The following is a 19300-nucleotide window of genomic DNA, read 5'->3' as shown; positions in this document are numbered from 1 at the left end:
ATGAGCGAGCCCGCCCCCGAGACCGCGACCGCCGTGCCGTCGACGGCCGAGCCGCCGACCGCGCCACCGGCCGCGGCGGCCGGGGGCGGGCTCGACCACGGCACGTACGAGGTGCTGCGCGCCCGCCTGGCCGGGCACGCCGCCGAGCTGGCGCGGCGCGCGGCGGACCTGAACGCCCGCCGGCTGGAGGTGTTCGGCGGGACGGAGCCGCGCCTGCTCGGCACCGAGCGGATCCGCACCGGCGACGACCGCGTCCCGCGCGACGTCGTGGCGGTCGGCGGCCTGCTGCTGTTCGGCCACAACGGCGCGGCCGGTACGGGCGGCGGCGGGCCGGCGGCGGCCGGGGACGTCCTCGCCCTCCACCGGGTGGCCCGCGACGGCGACGACGTCTCGATCGTCCCGGCCGGCGACGCGGCGCTGCCCGCCCTGCTCCAGGACGAGCGGTTCGGTCGCGACTTCGCCGAGATGTACCGCTACTACCGGCAGGCCCGCCTCCTCCGCCTCCGCGTCGGGGACGGGAGACTGCTCGCGGTCTTCCAGACGGGCCCGCGCCTGGACGACGTGCGCGTCCTCCGCTGGGAGATCGGGACCGGCGCCGACCCCGGCGCCGTCCGCTACCTCGACAACCGGGGCGAGCGCGACCACGTCCGGCCGCCGTCGCACGACTTCGCGTGGACGGAGACGACCCGCGCCGACCACGTCCCCGGCCGGCATCCGAAGATCTCCATCGGCGGCGAGGTGTTCGTCGACACCCTCGGCGGCACGCTGTCGATCACGGCCGGTGACGCCGAGGTCCACTCGGAGCCGGTGGACGAGCCGCTGCAGAGCCTCGCCGATGCCGGCGTGCACCACGCCCGCGTCGGCGCGCTGGTCCTGCTGCGCGTCCGCCCGTACAACGAGACGGCGTGGCGGCACCTGGTGTTCAACACCCGCACCGGGACCGTGACCCGGCTGGACGGCATCGAGCGGGCGTGCCGGCGGCTGCCCGGCGACGCCGGGATCGTCTTCCCCGGCGGCTACTACCTCGACACGGGCGCCGTGAAGACGTTCGACACCGACGTGACCGGCCTGGAGTACGAGCGCGTCGTGCGGTCGCCGAACGGCGAGGACGTCCTGTACGTCTTCCGCGCGCCGGGCGACGGCCGGACGCTGCTGCTGCACTACAACGTGATCCGGAAGGAGGTCGCGGCGCCGGTCGTGTGCCAGGGGCACGCGCTGTTCGAGGACGGCACGCTGGTGGTGCTGCGGGAGACGGGCGGGGAGGCCGCCCGGGTGCATCCCGTGCAGGTGTGGGCGAGTCCGTACATGTCGGACGCCTATGCCGCCGCCCGCCCCGCCGGCACCGGCCCCCTCGACCGCGTCGGCAACGCCGACCTCGTGCGCGGCATCTCCGACTGCCTGTCGATCACCCGGATGGTCGAGGAGATGTCGGCGTCCGCCGCGGTCTTCGAGGCGCTCATCGCCGCCTGCGTCCGCGCCGCCGACTTCCACCACTGGCTCGGCGAGGACGAGCTGGGCGACCTGCTGGCGCCGCTGGCCGACGTCCGGACGGCCGCCGAGCAGGTCCTCGCCGAGTACGAGAACGTCCAGGAGCTCACCCGCCGGGCCGCCGCGGCGGTGGACGAGGCGGACACCGCGGTCACGTCGCTGATCCGCCTCGGCGAGAGCGAGGAGCCCGCGACCGCCGACGCGTGGATGGCCCGGCTCGCCGAGCTCCGCCGCGCCCGCGGGCACCTGGAGAGCCTGCGCGGGACGCGCTTCGCCGACGGCGCCCGGATCGACGCGCTGGCCGCCGCCCTCGCGGCGGAGCAGGACGCGGCGGGCCACCGCACGGTCGCCTTCCTGCGCGGCGCCGGCGCGTTCGACGGCTACCACGCCGAGATCGAGCGGCTCGACGCCGAGGCCGCCGCGATCGGCACGGCCGCCGAGGCCGGGCCCGTCGCCGGCCGGCTCACCGCCCAGACCGAGGGGCTGGAGATCGTCACCGAGGTCGTCGGCGGGCTCGACATCGCGGACGCGACGGTCCGCACCGAGATCCTGGAACGGGTCGGCGAGGCGCTCGGCGGCGTCAACCGGGCCCGCGCCGTCCTGGACGGGCGGCGCCGCGAGCTGCTGGACGCCGAGGGGCGCGCCGCGTTCGCCGCCGAGTCCGCGCTGCTCGACCAGGCCGTCGCGGGCGCGCTGGCGCTGGCGGGCACGCCCGAGCGCTGCGACGAGCAGCTCGGCCGGCTGCTGCTGAGGCTGGAGGGGCTGGAGGCGCGGTTCGCCGAGTTCGACGACTTCCTCGCCCGGCTGGAGACCCGCCGCGCCGACGTGTACGAGGCGTTCTCCGCCCGCCGCCAGGCCCTCCTGGACGAGCGCGCCCGCCGCGCCGAGCGCCTCGCCGGGTCCGCCGGCCGCATCCTCGCCGGCGTCCGCCGCCGCGCCGCCGCGCTGGACTCGCTCGACGACGTCAACACCTACTTCGGCACCGACGCGATGGTGGAACGGCTGCGCGCGGTCGCCGCCGAGCTGCGCGAGCTGGGCGACGTGGCCCGCGCCGAGGAGCTGGACGGCGGGCTCAAGGCCGCCCGCCAGGAGGCGGGCCGCGCGCTGCGGGACCGCGACGACCTGTACGCCGGCGGCGGCGAGCTGATCCGGCTCGGCCGGCACCGCTTCGCCGTCAACACCCGGCCCGCGGAGCTGACGCTCGTCCCGCACGAGGGCGCGCTCGCGTTCGCCGTGACGGGCACCGACTACCGCGCGCCCGTGCGGGACGCGGCGTTCCTGGAGACGCGCCCGTTCTGGGACCAGCTCCTCGTCTCGGAGACCGCCGACGTCTACCGCGCCGAGTACCTGGCGGCGTCCCTCCTGCCCGGCGCGCCTTCCGGCGACCTGCTCGGGTACGTCCGGCACGCCGCCGGCGAGCGCTTCGACGAGGGGTACGAGCGGGGCGTCCACGACCACGACGCGGCCCTGATCCTGCGCGCGCTCCGCGACCTGTCCGCGGACGCCGGCCTGCTGCGCTACCCGCCCGCCGCCCGCGCAGCCGCCCAGCTCTACTGGACGCACGGCCTCGACACCCCCGCCCGCGCGGCCCTGGCGACCCGCGCGGCGTCGCTGGCCCGAGCCCGCGCGGCCTTCGGCACCGCACGCCCCGCGAGCCACAGCCCCGCGCCCCGGAGCCCGGACGGCGGCCACGCGCCGGGCAGCCTGGACGAGGGCCGCGCGTTCGGGGGGCTCCGGACGGGCGGCGCCGGCGGTGCGGGCGCGGAGATGGGAGCGGAGCTGGACGCGGCGATCGGCGCGTTCTGCGACGCGAACGGGCTGCCCGCGGCGGGCGGGCTCGCCGGGGAGTACCTGTTCGAGGAGCTGGCATCGGGGGAGGGCGGCTTCGTCAGCGGGGCGCTCGCGCGCGGCCTCCTCCAGGACTTCCGCGCCGAGATCGGGAGCGCGGCGGCCGGCCTGGAACGCGACCTCGCCGCCCTTCCCGGGCTCCCCGAGCGCTACCAGCTGGCCCGCGCCTGGCTCGACGCGTACCGGCCCGGCGACCCCGACCAGGCGGAGGCCGTCGCGGCGCTGCTCTGCGACGCGCCCCGCCGCGACTCGCCCGCCGCCCTCACCGCCACCGTCGGCGGGCTGCTCGGCGCGCACCCCCGCCTGACCGGCCGCGAGCTGGACGTGCGGCTGGACGAGACCCTCGCCCGGGTACGGCGGTTCGAGGCGGAACGCGTCCCGGCGTACCGCGCGTACCAGCACCGCCGCACCGAGCTGATCGCCACCGAGCGGAAGCGGCTCCGCCTGGACGAGCACCGCCCCGCCGTCCTCGGCTCGTTCGTCCGGAACGGCCTGCTCGACGAGATCTACCTGCCGCTCATCGGCGACAACCTCGCCAAGCAGCTCGGCACGGCCGCCGGCGGCACCGACCGGATGGGGCTGCTCCTGCTGATCTCACCGCCGGGCTACGGCAAGACGACGCTCGTGGAGTACGTCGCCGACCGGCTCGGCCTGCTGCTCGTCAAGGTCGACGGCCCCGCCCTCGGCCACGGCGTCACCTCGCTCGACCCCGCCGAGGCGCCGAACGCCACCGCCCGCCAGGAGGTCGAGAAGATCAACCTGGCGCTGGAGCTCGGCGGCAACGTGCTGCTCTACCTCGACGACATCCAGCACACCTCGCCCGAACTGCTCCAGAAGTTCATCCCGCTCTGCGACGCCCAGCGCCGGATCGACGGCGTCCGGGACGGCGAGCCGCGCTCGTACGACCTGCGCGGCAAGCGGTTCGCGGTCTGCATGGCGGGCAACCCGTACACCGAGTCGGGCGCCCGCTTCCAGCTCCCGGACATGCTCGCCAACCGCGCCGACGTGTGGAACCTCGGCGACGTCCTGTCCGGCCGGGACGACCTGTTCGCGCTCAGCTACATCGAGAACGCCCTCACGTCCAACCCCGTCCTGGCGCCGCTGTCCGCCCGCGGCCGCGCCGACACCGAGCTGCTCGTGCGGCTGGCCGAGGGCGATGGCACGGTCCGGCCCGACCGGCTCGCGCACCCGTACACGCAGGTGGAGCTGGACGAGATTCTCGCCGTCCTGCGCAACCTGCTGCGCGCCCGCGACACCGTCCTCGCCGTCAACCGCGCCTACATCGCCTCCGCCGCGCGATCCGACGCGGCGCGGACCGAGCCGCCGTTCCGGCTCCAGGGGTCGTACCGGAACCTCAACAAGATCGCCGCCCGGCTGCTGCCCGTCCACACCGCCGCCGAACTGGAGGACGTCATCGACGACCACTACGCGGGCGAGGCCCAGACCCTCACCTCGGACGCGGAGGCCAACCTCCTCAAGCTGGCGGAGATCCGCGGCCGGCTGACCCCGGAGCAGGCCGCCCGCTGGTCCGAGGTCAAGGCCGCGCACGCCCGCGCGCTCGCCCTCGGCGGCGGCACCGGTGACACCGGCGAGCCCGGCGACCCCGTCACCCGCGCCGTCGGCGCCCTCGGCCACCTCGCCGACCGCGTCACCGCCGTCGAGACCGCCATCAACCGCGCCACCCACCACCTGGCCACCCGCCCCAACGGCGTCCACCGGCCCCGCGAGCCGCATGCGCCGGGCGAGTGACGCGCGGGCGCGTCAGTGGGTGCCGTCGCCCTCCCCGCTGCCGGGACGGCCGGTGGCGGAGCTGCCGCCGCTCGCGGCCTGGAAGCCGTCGACGAGCACGCGCCACCTGACCTCGCCGGGCGGGAACCTGTACCGCAGCCGCCATGCGGTCCGCCGCGGCAGGGCCGGGATCCGGAAGGTCCGCCGCCACGGCAGCCGCACGTTCTCCAGCGTGGTGGCGCGGCCGTCCACCGTGAACGTCAGGGAGGTGAGCCTGGTGTCACCGGTCAGGTAGAGCTCCAGCGTGCGGGTGCTCGCGCCGGTCGTCCGGACGGTCGCGGTCGCCGGTGCCGCCGGGGGACGGGCGCCCGCCGCGTCCTTCCCGGGCGAGGGCCAGGCGATGATCGCGCCACCGGCTCCGAGGGCCAGCACGATCGCCGCCGCGGCGGCCGCGGGAAGCGGCGGAGGCCGGCGGAGGCGGCGCGGCGCGCGGGGCGGCGGAGGGTTCTCGGCCTCACGGGCCCGCCGCTGGATCTCGGCCACGACCGGCGGCGGGAGCGGGCCGGGCGCCGGCGGCGTGGCGAGCCGCCCGGCCAGGTCCTCCGCGGACGGGCGGCGGGCGGGATCGCGGTCCATGCAGGACGCGATCAGCGCCCGCAGGTCGCCGTCGGCGATGCCGTCCAGGCGCGGCGCCGCCGACTCGATGCGGAACATCTTCGCGTGCCACGGGCCCGCGCCGAACGGCTCCGCACCGGTGGAGGCGAACGCCAGCGTCGACCCCAGCGAGAACACGTCGGCCGGCGGCCCGGCCGGGGCGCCCGCGACCTGCTCCGGCGACATGAAGCCGGGAGAGCCCGCCCGCTCGCCCGGACGGGTGATCGTGGCGGCGTCGAGCGCGCGGGCGATCCCGAAGTCGATCACGCGCGGGCCGTCGGCGGTCAGCAGCACGTTCGCCGGCTTCAGGTCGCGGTGCACGATTCCGGCGCGGTGGATCGCGCGCAGCGCCTCGGCGATCCCGGCGGCCAGCGTCCACACCGCGGCGTCCGGCAGCGCGCCGGCGATCCGTACCGCCTCGTCCAGCGGTACGGCCGCCAGGAACTCGGTCGCCAGCCACGGCACCGCGGCGTCCGGATCGGCGTCGATGACGGCCGCGGTGAACCCGCCCCCGACGGTACGGGCGGCGGCCGCCTCGCGCCGGAAGCGCTCCCGGAAGTCGGCGTCCGCGGCCAGCTCGGCGTGCACCAGCTTGACCGCCACCGCGCGGCCGCCGGGCGAGCGGCCGAGGTAGACCGTCCCCATGCCGCCGGAGCCGATCCGGGCCAGCACCCGGTGGCTCCCCAGCGAGCGCGGGTCGCCGGGCTCAAGGGGCCGCATGCGGGCCCCCGCTCCCGGCGGGCGGGGCGAGGGCGTGGACGTGGCCGTCCCGGGTGGCGGTGAACGCCAGCCCGCCGATGCCGACCGGCCCGGACGTGAGCGTCATGTCCGCGCCGTACGTCCACAGGATCCGGCCGGTCGCCGCGTCGAGGGCGTAGACGTTACGGTCGGTGCAGCCCACGTAGAGGGTGCCGCCGGACAGGCCGAGGGCGTTCCCGCGGCCGTAGTCCGACCCCTCGCCCGTGCCGAGCCGGCGGGTCCAGGCGACCTCCCCGGTGGCGGCCCGGAGGGCGAGCAGGTGGCCGCCGCCCGCGTCGCTGAACACCAGGCCGCCGCCCGCCTGGAGGAGGAAGCCCTGCCCGCCCCCGGGGCGCCGCCAGGCGGGCCTCCCGTCGGCCGCGCGGATCGCGTGCACCGTCGAGCTCCTGTCGGCGACGAGGAACAGGCCGTGGGCGAAGCGCGGGTGGCGCCCCTGGTCGATCTCGTACGTCCACTTCTCGCGGCCGGTGCCGGCGTCCAGGCCGGTCACCTTGGTGCCGATCGCCGCGACGACGCCGTCCCCCGCCGCGATGCCCTCCTCGGCGGCCGCGTCCGCCGTCCAGCGGAGCCGCCCGTCGTCCAGCCCCAGTGCCCTGACCTGCTTCTTCCGGTAGTTGCCGATGCAGGCGACCCGCCCGGTGACGGCGGGGCCCGGCATCGGGAAGTTCCCGAACGGCGCGGAGAACGTCCAGCGCGCCTTCCCCGAGGCGGGCCGCACCGCGTGCAGGTCCAGGTCCTCGTCGACCAGGTAGGCCATGTCCCCGGCGACCGTCGACATCCCGGCCGCGCGCCGCTTCCACAGGACCTCGCCCGTACGCGGGTCCAGCGCGTGGAAGGTCTCGTCGTCGGTCCGCGCCAGCAGGACGCCCGCGGCGGCGTAGAGGTCCGGGTAGTAGTCGCCGACCTTCACCTTCCAGCGCGCGACGGCCCGCGGCGGTGGGGTCGCCGAAGCGCGCGGGGACTCTGGGGATTCCGGGGACGCGCCAGGGCCGCGGCCGACCCCCCGCACGATCGCGCCGCCCGCCGCGACCGCCAGCGCGCCCCCGCCGATCCCGGCGATGACCGCACGGCGGGGGATCCGCCGTGCCGGGGCCGGAGCGTGCGGCCCGGCGGCGTCCGGCGGCTCCGCGCCCGCCATGTCCGGTACGGGAAGGGCCGTGCGCCGGTCGACGTCGGCCGCGACCGGGGGCGGCAGCCACGCCGTGCCCTGCAAGGACAGGTCGCCGGTGCCGCCGAGCCGGTCCAGCACCTCGGCGGCCGAGGGCCTCTCCCCGGGCGCGCGCCGCAGGCAGGCCCCGATCAGGTCGCGCAGCTCCGCGTGGCCCGCGCCGTCCAGGCCGTCCAGGCCGTCCAGATCCGCCTGGACGGTCATCACCCGGTACAGCCGGGAGCGCGCCGGGCCCCTGCCGAACGGCTCCCTGCCGGACGCGGCGTACGCGAGCACCGCGCCGAGCGTGAAGACGTCGCTCGGAGGGCCGACCTCCTCGCCGGTGACCTGCTCCGGCGACATGAAACCGGGCGTGCCGATCGGCGCCCCGGCCCGCGTGATGGCGGTCGCGTCCTCCGGCCGCGCGATCCCGAAGTCGATGACCCTGGGGCCGCCGGCGGTCAGCAGCACGTTCGCCGGCTTCAGGTCGCGGTGCACGACGCCCGCGCCGTGCACGGCCACCAGCGCCTCGGCGAGCCCGGCGCCCAAGGCGCGCACCGCGTCCGGCGGCATCGGGCCGTGCGCGCCGATCGCCTCGCGCAGCGTCGGCCCGGGCAGGTACGCGGTGGCCAGCCAGGGCTCGGCGGCGTCCGGGTCGGCGTCCAGGACCGGCGCGGTGAACGCGCCGGTGACCTTGCGGGCGGCGTCGACCTCGCGCCGGAACCGGGCGCGGTAGCGCGCGTCATCGCCGAAGCCGGTGCGGATGACCTTGACCGCGACCGTCCGGCCGCCGCGCGACCGGCCCAGGTACACCACGCCCATCCCGCCCGCGCCCAGCCGGGCCAGTACCCGGTAGGGGCCGATCCGGTCCGGATCGCCCGCCCGAAGCGCCTCCACCCGCCCTCCACTCCGCGGATGGCACCGCTCACGAAGCGTGTTCCTGGAGAAGGAGACTAGAAGGTCCGGACCGTTCCGGGAAGTCCTCTCCCGTCACCTCTCGTCGTCGTCGGCCGGGCGGGGCTCGGCGCCCAGGACGGTGTCGTCGAGATCGTCGTCGGGCGGCACGTCGACCAGCGGGCGGCCCTCCGTACGGCCGAAGTCGGATCCGGCGTGCGGGCCCCCGCCGCCGCTGGTGCCGGTGCCGCCGATCAGCCCGGCGGTGTCGGCGTCGGCGTCCTCGCGCGAGATCGTCCGGGGTGCCCGCACCCCGGGCCTCCGGTTCCGGAACCGCGGGTCCTCGGGGTGCTCGGCGAGTTCCTCGGCGACCTCGCGTGCATGCTTCTCATTTCGGCTCATATCGGACCCCCTACCCGGCCCGGAACCCGATACCCCCGTCATGACCTGCGGCTTCAGGCCAGGTTGTAGAGATCGAGAAGCAACTCGGAGAAGACGACCGGGGCGTTCAGGTCGCCGGGCGGCTCGCTGAAGCTCACCCCGCGGATCGTCTGCTCGGGGAAGAGGTCGACCGCGCCGGCCGCGATGCCCGGATCCAGGTCGATCACCAGCGTGAAGAGGTCCCCGGCGCGGCGGACCATCGTCGTCTGGACGCCGCCGTCCTCGGCCGGGCCGCGCTCCCAGCCGTTCCGGGCCAGCCCGAGCAGCGCGCCGGTGGAGACGGTCGTGCCCGCGAAGCGGTCGAGGCGGCCGGTCCGCCGCTCGTCATCGGTCAGCAGGTGGATCGGCCGCGCGAGCTGCGAGAACGGCTGGACGATCTCGTAGTCGGCGAACACCTTCGCCCACTCCGGGACCAGGTCGCCGAACTCCTCGTGGCCCAGCTCCATCGGATGCGCGATCCAGACCCGGGCGCCCTCCGGCAGCGTCACCGCCTCGTCGTCGATGTCGGCGAGCGTCAGGTCCTCGGCGATCCGGAACGGGAGGCCCTCGGTCGCCCACACCAGCCTGCGGGCGATGTGCCGCTGCAGCGGATGTTCGACGACGTAGCGCCGGAAATCGTCCAGGCTCCACTCGCGCGCGTACACCATCGCCCGCTCCAGCCGCGTGACCTGGTCGGCGGTGACGGCGCGCGCCTCCTTCCCGAGCTCGGCGAAGCGGCCGTACGCGGCGGGCGCCAGCTCGGCGTCGTCCTTGACGCCCGGTTTGGGGAGGGACTTGCGGCGCTTGCCCGCCTCGTCCACCACGAACGGCTTCAGCTGCTCGTCGAACCCGACCGTGAAGCGCCGCGGGCCGTAGTCGAGGACGAGCGTCCCGTCGCCGTCCAGCCCCAGATCGGGGACGAGCCGGTCGGCCAGCTCGTGCGCCGTCAGGCCGCGCTGCTCGGCCGCCCAGGCCAGCCGCTGCTCGGCGGTACGGCGCATGCCAGGCGTCGCCCGCCGGGCGATGCGGTGCAGCTGGATCAGCGCCGTGTCGGTGCCGATGTCGGCGAGGACGCCGACGGCGTGGGCGCCGAAGTCGTTCGGCCGCTTGCGGACGTGGGCGCCCAGCCGCAGGGCGACCTCGTCGTCGGCCAGCCAGACGAGCTGGTCGGCGACCCAGCGGTTGCGCTTCGGCCGGCCCGCCGCGATCCAGCCCTCCACGACCGCCCAGCCGAACGCGGCCAGCGAGGCGGGGTCGCACTCGTCCAGGACCTCGCGCAGCCCCGGGTAGATGAGCGCCGGGCCGTTCCACCGGACGCCGGGGCAGAGGGTGAGCGCGCCGATGAGGTTCTCCACGGCCGCGGGCGGCAGCGTCCGGCCGTTCCGGAGGCGCACCGCCGGCAGCCCGGCCCGGTCCAGCCACGTCGTGGGCAGCGGCCTGGCCGGCTTGGACACCGGCCCCTTGGTCACCGCCTCCGGCGCCGTACCGCCGAGGAGCCGCTCGACGGCCGCGGCGGCGGGCTCGCCGTACGCCCGGGCGGCCTCCACCACGCTCTCCGCGCCGTGCTCGGACGCGATGAGCGCGAGCGCCGCCGTGGCCTTCTCGCGAGGGACGCGCCGCTTGCCGAGCGCGTCCGGCACCAGGAACGGCACGGCCGCCGTCCCGTGCCGCGCGAACCACGCGCGGGAGATCCGCCGCGCCGACTTCAGCCGGACGAACCAGTCGGCCATCATCCGGGCGACCTCGGCGTCCAGGAACGGCATCAGCGCCGGTCCGGCGTCGTACGCGCTGGACCTGGCGTTCGCGACCACCACGGGGAGGACGTCGAGTTCGAACCGGGCCGCCAGGACCTTGAGACCCGTGGCGGAACGGCCGCTGAAAGCCGGCCGCCAGCCGGGCAGCAGCGGCCGGACGAGCTCCTCGGGCGCGCCCGCGAACATGCCGGCCTGGCTCGGCGGGTAGGTCAGCTCGCCGTCCCGGTACGCCCGGACGATCCCCTCCCAGCCGCCCGCCTCGAAGAGGTCCTTCTCCCTCCGGGAGGTGAAGGACCAGCGGCGCGCCGCCCGCCACTCCTCCCGCTCGCCCGGCTCCCACTCCACGCTCTGCGCGGCGGGCGGCTCCAGCCCGGGAACGAGCGGCACCTCCTTCGCCCGCTCGGCCTCGACGGCCGCGCGGTGCTCGCGGGCCTCCCGTTCCCAGGGCGGATCCACCAGGAACGCGGGCAGCTCTTCGCTCATTCTCCGGCCTCCGACGTCGCGAAACTCACGAATATTGCGAAGTCGGACGCGCCCTACGCGACCCGCGTTCCTCCCCCCGAGATCTTCCCGGCCGCCTACCCGCCCGCCGCCCATGAGGTCGACTCGTGGCGGGTGTCCCCGTAGGGGCGCCCGCGCGGGGGCGACACGCCACGAGTCAACCGCTCGGAGAGCCGGGGGAAATGGTTACGCGAAATGCGGTTCAGGCGTTTCGGGCGGCGTACTGCTCGGCGGTTGCGGGGCGCAGGCGTGACAGGAGGTCCGTGGAGGAGCGGATCGAAAAGGCCGGCAGTGTGACGGCGGTGTACGGCGGGAAAGGCTCGGCCAGCTTGCGGGTGATCGCCTTTTCCAGCAGCAGGGTGCCGTGCCGCGTCTCGTACAGGTCCTCGCCCGGGCCGACGAGGATCGCGAGCCCGCCGCCGGCCCGGTAGACCGCCACGGTGTCGTTGAGGATCTCGCCGAGGTGGGCGGCGAGGGCGCGCAGCACCGCGGTGCGACGCTCATCGTCCGCGCTCGCGAGGCCCTTGACGCCGACGGTCAGCAGGGCCCAGTGGCCGTCGCGTCCGGAGGCGAGGAACCGGTTCAGAGCGCGTTCGTTCGGCAGTCCGGTGCCGTGGTCGCGGGTCGCCTCCATCGGCGCGTTTCCGAGTTTCCCGAGTTCCAACAGGCTCATGAGCGTCTCCGGTGTGCCGTCGCAGGCCGATGCTGGTGATGCTTAAGACCTGTCCGGGGAATGCGCCATTCGGCAACCGCGCCGGGGGACCCGAAAATGCCACCGGCGAGGATTCATGTCGGTTATGTGCCGGTAATGCGATGGAATGTCGATTTGTGGGGAGCGGGCCGGCCGGGGGAGGGCCCGGCCGGCCGTCCAGGGGTGGTACCGAGGGGTCGGTGGCTCAGTTCTGCCAGGGGAAGGTGTCGGTGAAGGCGGGTTTGAGGTCGTCGAGCCAGACGGCCTCGGGGTCGTACTTGGCGAAGAAGGGCTTGCCGACCAGGTCGGAGTCGCGGCACTGGATGAAGTGCAGCACGAACACCTTCTGGCCGTGCAGCTCCAGCACCCCGTCCACGCAGACCTTGCCGGGAGTGGCCGACATCGACGGGCCCCGCACCGTGCGCGACAGCCCCGCCACGTCCTTGTAGGCGGTCCGGAACACCTCGTAGGCCTGGGCGAGGGGGACGGCGAAGTAGTCCTGCGGGCCGGTGTCACGCTCGACGAACATGTAGTAGGGGACCATGCCCAGCCGGGTCTGGGTCCGCCACATCGAGTTCCACACGGCCGGGTCGTCGTTGATGGTGCGGATCAGCGGCGCCTGGGTGCGGATGATCGCGCCGGTGTCACGGATGCGGCGCACGGCCTCGGTGACCACCAGCGGCTCCAGCTCGCGGGGGTGGGTGAAGTGGGCCATGAACGCCAGGTTCTTGCCCGCCTCACCGACCTGCTCGAACAGCCGCAGCATCGCCTCGGCGTCGGGGTCGGTGACGAACTTCTGCGGCCAGTAGGCCAGCGACTTGGTGCCGATCCGGATCGATTCCAGCTGCTCCAGCTCCAGCAGCGGCTCGATGTAGCGGCGCAGCACCGGCTCACCCATGATCATCGCGTCGCCGCCGGTGAACAGGATGCTGGTGACCTCGGGGTGGGCCAGGATGTAGTCGCGCAGCTGGGCGGTGTCGTCACCGGCCATCTTCAGATCCGGCTCGCCCACGAACTGCGCCCACCTGAAGCAGTAGGTGCAGTAGGCGTGGCAGGTCTGGCCCTGCTTGGGGAAGTACAGCACGGTCTCGTCGTACTTGTGCTGCAGCCCGGGGATCTTCCCGTCACCGAAGCTGGGGATGTTCAGCTCCATCTGCCCGGCCGGGTGCGGGTTGAGCCGCATCCGCACCGCGTGCGCGGCCGCCTCGATCTCGGCCTTGGGCGCCTGGCGGCTCAGCAGGTCCGACAACCGCGCGACATCGTCGGCGGGCAGCATGTCGGGCAGCGGGAACACCAGCCGGTAGATCGGGTCATCGGGCGCCGCCGACCAGTCGATCAACTCCTCCAGCACGTAGGAGTTGGTCCGGAACGGCAGCACCGTGGCCACCGCCCGCGTCGCCAGCCGCTCGGCCGGGCCCAGCCCGGCCCGCCGGGTCAGCTCGTCCAGATGCTTCGCCGTGAAGGCGCGGAACTTGCGACCAGCAGATCGCACTGCGGGAGCCGCGTCGTTCACCAGTGTCACGTGTTGGATCTCCTTGAAATCGGCGGAAGTGCGCCCGGAGGCGGCCGCATGGCGGACAGTGGACGAATCGGGACCGTTGGCGCAGGTGGCCGGCTTGACGTTGATCGAAGTTGGGCCGTGACTCAACTGGCTACAGTCCGGAGCCCTCCTCGAACGGCAAGCGGGCGCGCGGCGGACGCCCGCGCGGTTTATCGGGTCAGCCGCCCCGCTTCACGCGATGAGTGCAGACGGGCTCGGCATGGGCGACCCGGTCGACGTCCACGACGGCGACGACGGTCAGGCAGTAGTCAACGCTCGGATTCAGTGCGGTGACCATGACCTTCGCCGTTCCCGGCGGCGCGCTGGCCAGAGTGGAGGGGGTGTGTCCGGCGGGTCCGCCTACCACATAGTACGCGGCCCGTCCCCCGCTCCGGTCCGCCCAGGTGACCTCGATCGAGACCCGGCCGTCGACGATGCGGACCTGGCCGGGCACGTACTGCTTGGCCGGGCGCACCGCCGTCGGCGGGGACGAGGGCTTGCGCGTGGGCTTGGCCTGCGGGGACGCCGGCCGCGCCGTCCGTTCCGGGGACGCGGCCGGGGCCGGGGACGAGGCCCTCGCCTGCGGCCGCGGATCGGCCGGTTCGCCCCCGCCGGCCAGCAGCGCGGCCCCGCCGACCCCCACCCCGCCGATCACGAGCACCGCCAGGGCGGCCAGCAGCGGCTTGCGGAGGCCGCCGCCGCGCGGCCGCGGCGCCATGGAGGGCGCCGTGGCGGGGAACGCCGCCTCGCCGGGGCCGCGGGTGTCGCCGGGGTCCGGTGCCGTGTCGTCCCAGGACCAGCCCGTCAGCCCCTCCCAGTCGGTGGGCGGCGCCGGGACGCCCGGCGGGCTCAGCTGCGTCGTCGTCTCGGCGTGCGGCACCGGGGCCTCGAACACCTCGATGGGCGGTGCCGGTGCGGCCGGCGGCGCGTCCACCCGGGTGGCCTCGGCGAACGGCGCCGGGGCGTCCCGCAGCCCCTCTTCGAGAGCCCCGACGAGGTCCTGCGCCGACGGGTACCGGTCGCCGGGCTCGCTCGCCATCGCCCTCGCGATGACGTTCGCGAGCCACTCCGGCACGTCGCCGCGCGGCACCGGCGGCACCGCCTCGTCCGCCGCCCCTTCCCGCACGGCCGTCCGGTCGGCGGCGACGAACGGGCCGTGCCCCGCCAGCAGGCCCCACAGGGTGGCGCCCAGGCCGTACACGTCGGAGGCCACGGTCGCGGACCCGCGCAGCACCTCGGGCGCGGCGAACGCGGTGGCGACGCGGTCCGGGTCGACCGGTTCGAGGAGACCGGGCGCGGGGTGCGGCGCGAGGCCCCGGAGCGTGGCCGCCCCGGTCAGCAGCGGCCCCTCGGCGCCGCGCATGATCCTGCCGGGCCGGACGTCGCCGTGGACGAGGCCCTCCTCGTGCAGCGCGTGCAGGCCCCTGCCCGCCGCCACGGCGATCCCGACCGCGTCGTGGAGGGGCAGCGGAGGTGCGGGCGCGTACGCGCCCGAGGGGCAGTACACCGACGCCGTGTACGGGTGCCCGGCCGGGGTGCGGCCGGCGTCGAGCAGGGTGACGGCGTGGTCGTCGCGGGAGGCCCGTTCGAGGGCGGCGAGCTCGTCCGGCGGGATCTCCGCGCCGTCGTGCCGCACGCGGAGCGCGACCGCGATGCCGGACTCCTCGTGAACGGCACGGTAGGTGACCGAGCCGGAACCGCGGTGGAGGACCGACGGCTCGCGGTACTCCGGCGGGATGTCCGGCGCCACCCGCTCGTCACCGGGTTCGCCGGTCTCGGCGGTCTCGGCGGGGACGGCCTGGGGGGCCGCCGGCTCGGGAAGCGGCCGGTCGCCGATCGTCTGCTCCGGCGGCCCCTGGGGCGCGGCGGGCGGCGCCGCCGGCGGGGGCGCGGCGGCGGGCGGCGCGGGCGGTGCGGGCGTCGCCTGGGGCGGGTCCCAGGGTTCCGGCGGCGGCGCGGGGTGAAGGTCCTGCTCCGCGTAGCCCGCCGGCGCGGTGGCGGCGGGCGCGGCGGCGCCGAGCGCCGCGAGCAGGTCGGACACGCTCATCGGCCGCGTGGCCGCGATGACCCGCGGGTCGAAGCGGTCGCCGCGCTCGGTGAAGTGGCTGTGGACGAGCACGGTGAAGCCCCCGGCCGCCAGCCCGTTGGCCAGCTGGACGACGCCGGTGCCCGGGATGTCCTCGTCGAAGCCCGGCGCGAACATGAACGCCGCCGGAGCGCGCACGCTGCCGCTCTTGGACAGCTCCCGGAGCTCGGTGGCGGACGCGGCCTCGAAAACGGCCGGGAACCGTCCGGTGCCGCGCAGCTTCTGTGACAGGCCCCTGTCTCCCGCCACGACGAGGTTGGGCGCAGTAGTCATCACACGTAGTCCTCAGCGCTGTGGTGGTCGGCCGGACCGTGGCTCGATCCGGTTTCGATCCGGTTTCCTCTCGAATGGACAGTGCAGGCGAGCGGCGTCACCGCCATTCCCGGCACCACAGGGAACCACCGTTCCACCCGTGGTGGCGAAATCCGCCGGCCTCGGATCGCCGTTCATGGTTGACGGTCCGGGATCGGCGCGCACAGTCAAAGGCGACCTTGGCCCGTGCGGGGCCGGCGGCCAACGGCGTCCGCGGGGACCGCACGGGCCGGGCGGAAGGGCGGACCGCGTCCGGCGCGGAAATCGGGGATGGGGTCCGCCCGCTTCTCAGCACCGCGCCCCCCATGCCCGCGCGCTAAAACACGAGGTCATCGTGCACTCCTGGAACCTTCCAGGGGTGGCGGCGGGTGCTCGCGTGCCATTCTCGTCCACCAGGTCGCCGCCGAGGAATCGGCGGCGGCGCTGCCCCCGCGATTATCCACCACTCGCAACGTGGCGAGGGAGACGGATGAACCCCGTGCAGTCGATCAGTGCCGGGCATCCGGCGCCTGAGGACTTCCGCGCTCGCAACGGTGAGCTCTTCGCGCGCCGCAAAGAGCTTCTCGAGCAGATCACCGCGCTGCGCGACCTCCTGGACGCCGGTGACCCGGACGCCCGCCTGGAACCGGCCCTGCGCCGGGCCGAGCATGCCCTGGAGGACGTCACACACGAGATCGTCCAGACGAACCTCGGACTCGTCCGCAGGTACGTCGCCATGTTCACCTCCGCGTCCAGCGAGCACGTCGAGGACTTCGAGAGCGCGGGCAAGGTGGGCCTGCTCTGGGCGATCTCCTCGTACGACCCGGCCCGCGGGTCCTTCGCCCACTGGGCGTTCAAGCCGATCCAGCGGGAGGTGCTGCGCGCGGTCCGCGACGCCGACCACCCCAACCTCGTCCCCGGCGACTTCGAGAAGCGGCCCGCGATCCTGGCCGCCGAGCGGGCCTGCCTGGAGGAGGCCGGGCCGGACGCGCCGGTGGACCACGCCGCCGTCGCCAAGCGCGCGGGCGTGACGGAGGCGCAGGTGCGCCGGGTGCTGAACCCGCCGCGCCTGGAGACGCTGCACGCGACCGGCGGGGACCCGGGCGAGGAGGTCATGTCGTGGGAGGACTGGCTCGCCGACACCTCGCCGTCCACCGAGGACCGGGTGCTGCTCCGCCTCGACCTGAGCGCCATCGGTGACGACTTGCCGAACCTCGATCCCCGCGAACAGTACGTACTGGCGCGGCGGTTCGGGCTCGACGGCGAGCCGGAGCAGTCGCTCCGCGTCATCGGCCAGCGGCTCGGGCTGTCCCGCGAGGGCGTCCGGCTCATCGAGCGGAAGGCGCTGGCCAAGCTCGGCGAGACGATCGCGGACATGTCGTCAGGGGTCTCCTGAGAAGGGCGGACGGCCAGGGCGCTCGCCGTGCCGGGCGGCGCGGGTGAGGGCCGCGGGCCGTTCGCCGCTTTTTAGATGCACAGTTCGGGTTGTTCCGGACGACCGGTTCTGGCACCTTTTGGTGCGGGTGTGACGCTCGCGCGGCGGAGCCGTGCGGGGACGACGAAGGGGTGCCTCTGATGACCCGGGGAAGAACCGCGGCGAACGCACGGGCACGCATCGGCGGCTGGAGCGCGGCCGTGCTCATCACCCTGGCCCTGGTCGCGACGCTGCTCGGCGGCGGCCGGATCGGGCACGCCACCGAGGCGTCCGACGGAAGCGCCTGGCTGTGGAGCCGGACGCAGGGCGAGGTGGCGAAGGTCAACCCCGACAACGGGCGGGTGGAGCAGCGCCGTCAGGTGACCGACGCGCGCGGCCACCGCGTGCAGGTCACCCAGAACGACCGGCACCTGCTCATCCACGACCTCGACAGCGGCCGCGTGTCCTCGCTCGACCTGAGCGGCCTCGGCCTGTCGGGACGGCTGGACGTCGGCACCCGCGGCGACCCGCACCTGGCGATGGGCCGCAACGCCGCCGCCGTCATCGAGCGCACCAGCGGAGCGGTGCGCGCGCTCGACCCCGCCACGCTGCGCCCGGTGGGGGCGGTCCTGCAGCTGCCGGGGCCGGTGGTCGGCGGCGGGTTCGACGCCACCGGGACGCTGTGGGTCGCGGTGCCCCGGCAGGGCACGGTCGCGGCGCTGAAGGTGTCCGCGCAGGGCGCCTCCGTCACCCGTACCGCGGAGGTCGCCGAGCCCGGCCGCGATCTCGCGCTGAGCGTGCTGGACAAGGGCGCGCTGGTGGTCGACCGCGGCGGCCGCGACCTGGTGGTCGCGACCGGCGACGACACCCGCCGGGTCACGGCGCCGATCCCGCTCGCCGGCGCGCTCGTCCCCGAGCGCACGCACGGGACGCTGGCCGCGGTCACCGTTCCCGCCGCCGGTTCGGTGGTGACGCTGGGCGACGTGACCAAGGGCGGCCCGCTCCTGAAGTTCCCGCTGCAGGACCCGGTGCAGGAGGCCGCGGTGCCGTTCGCCGGCAAGGTGTACGTGCCCGTGCGGGAGACCGGCCAGGTCCGGGTGTACGACCCGGCCGGCCGGCAGACGAGCGTGCTGACCATGCCCAAGGGCCGCGGGGAGCTGGAGCTCCAGGTCCGCGAGGGCAACCTGTTCGTGAACGCGCCGGGCACCTCGGACGCGCAGGTCGTCGGCGCCGACGGCCGGGCGCGCCCGGTCGGCAAGTACCCCGACGGCACCGGCGACGGCGAGGGGCGCCAGGAGGAGACGGTTCCCGGGCACAACGGCCCGCCGCAAGTGGAGGCCCCGCAGGAGGAGCCGCGGTTCCCGGACCCGGCGCTGCCGGTCGTCCCCTCGATCCCGGACGACCGGGGCCGCCCGGACGACCGCGACCGTGACCGTGACGAGCCCGAGCCCGATCCCCGGCCGGGGACGGAGCCGGTGAACCCCGCGCCGCCCGTGAGCCCGCCGGGGCGGGCCGAGACGCCGTCCGCCACCCCGTCCACGCCGTCGGCGCCGGCGCCCACGACCCGCGCGCCGTCGACGCCCGCCCCCACGACGCGGGCGCCGTCCACGCCGGACCCGCGGCCCACGACGCCGCGGCCCACCACGCCCAGGCCGACGACGCCGAAGCCGACGACGCCGAAGCCCACGCCCAAGCCCACCACGCCCAAGCCGAAGCCGAAGCCCACGGCCACGAAGAACCCGTACACGGCGGCGCAGGTGTGCAACAGCGGCGGCGGGGGCGGCGGCTTCGTCGTCCAGCGTTCCCTGAAGTTCTCCGGCGGGACGGTCTACCAGCTCTACAGCGCCGCCTCCAAGAAGAACTGCGCGGTCACGATGAAGAGCACGAACGTCGGCAGGAGCACCAGCGTGTGGGTCCGGCTCCAGGAGCAGAAGGGCGGCGAGGTCGGCTACGACAGCGGCTCGTTCAAGTACTACGCCGGACCGGTGTACGTGCACGCGCCCGGCATCTGCGTCCGCTTCTCCGGCGGCGGGGGCGGCGCGAGCACGTCGTCCGGCTGGGGCAACTGCGGCTGATATCGGAAGG

The 19300-nt window shown here is 75.4% G+C and carries 10 protein-coding genes; 3 read left to right on the top strand and 7 right to left on the bottom strand.

The features are described from left to right. Window positions 1–5085, top strand: coding sequence for a DNA repair ATPase (locus ACA361_RS37575; RefSeq protein ID WP_375019889.1), 5085 nt, complete (start codon window positions 1–3; stop codon window positions 5083–5085). A 12-nt stretch (window positions 5086–5097) separates the two neighbouring features. On the opposite strand, the gene ACA361_RS37570 is transcribed toward ACA361_RS37575, so the two are convergent. The 7 genes from ACA361_RS37570 to ACA361_RS37540 all read right to left on the bottom strand — a co-directional run bounded on the left by ACA361_RS37570 (window position 5098) and on the right by ACA361_RS37540 (window position 15783). Continuing rightward, window positions 5098–6438 (bottom strand): serine/threonine-protein kinase, encoded by a 1341-nt coding sequence (locus tag ACA361_RS37570; protein WP_375019888.1) that lies wholly within the window; start codon window positions 6436–6438, stop codon window positions 5098–5100. After that, window positions 6425–8521, bottom strand: coding sequence for a serine/threonine-protein kinase (locus tag ACA361_RS37565; protein ID WP_375019887.1), 2097 nt, complete (start codon window positions 8519–8521; stop codon window positions 6425–6427). Before ACA361_RS37565 ends, ACA361_RS37570 begins: the two co-directional genes overlap by 14 nt. Window positions 8522–8614: 93 nt before the next feature. After that, window positions 8615–8920, bottom strand: a complete 306-nt coding sequence (locus ACA361_RS37560) for a hypothetical protein (protein WP_375019886.1) — start codon at window positions 8918–8920, stop codon at window positions 8615–8617. Between the two features lie 53 nt (window positions 8921–8973). After that, window positions 8974–11175, bottom strand: a complete 2202-nt coding sequence (locus tag ACA361_RS37555; protein ID WP_375019885.1) for a DUF4132 domain-containing protein — start codon at window positions 11173–11175, stop codon at window positions 8974–8976. 220 nt (window positions 11176–11395) lie between these two features. After that, window positions 11396–11866, bottom strand: a complete 471-nt coding sequence (locus ACA361_RS37550) for a hypothetical protein (RefSeq protein ID WP_375019884.1) — start codon at window positions 11864–11866, stop codon at window positions 11396–11398. A gap of 223 nt (window positions 11867–12089) precedes the next feature. Then, window positions 12090–13406, bottom strand: coding sequence for a KamA family radical SAM protein (locus ACA361_RS37545; RefSeq protein ID WP_375019883.1), 1317 nt, complete (start codon window positions 13404–13406; stop codon window positions 12090–12092). A 196-nt stretch (window positions 13407–13602) separates the two neighbouring features. After that, window positions 13603–15783 (bottom strand): serine/threonine protein kinase, encoded by a 2181-nt coding sequence (locus tag ACA361_RS37540; RefSeq protein WP_375019882.1) that lies wholly within the window; start codon window positions 15781–15783, stop codon window positions 13603–13605. 508 nt (window positions 15784–16291) lie between these two features. On the opposite strand from ACA361_RS37540, the gene ACA361_RS37535 reads away from it, so the two are divergent. Beyond that, on the top strand, window positions 16292–17197 hold the full coding sequence (locus tag ACA361_RS37535) for a sigma-70 family RNA polymerase sigma factor (protein ID WP_375019881.1): 906 nt from the start codon (window positions 16292–16294) through the stop codon (window positions 17195–17197). Window positions 17198–17376: 179 nt separating this feature from the next. Continuing rightward, window positions 17377–19290, top strand: coding sequence for a hypothetical protein (locus ACA361_RS37530; protein ID WP_375019880.1), 1914 nt, complete (start codon window positions 17377–17379; stop codon window positions 19288–19290). The last annotated feature ends 10 nt before the right edge of the window (window positions 19291–19300 follow it).

The organism is Actinomadura sp. 21ATH, from assembly GCF_041951345.1.
Classification (GTDB): Bacteria; Actinomycetota; Actinomycetes; order Streptosporangiales; family Streptosporangiaceae; genus Spirillospora.
Note: the sequence above shows the minus strand (reverse complement) of the source record. Positions and strands in the feature narration are given on the sequence as shown.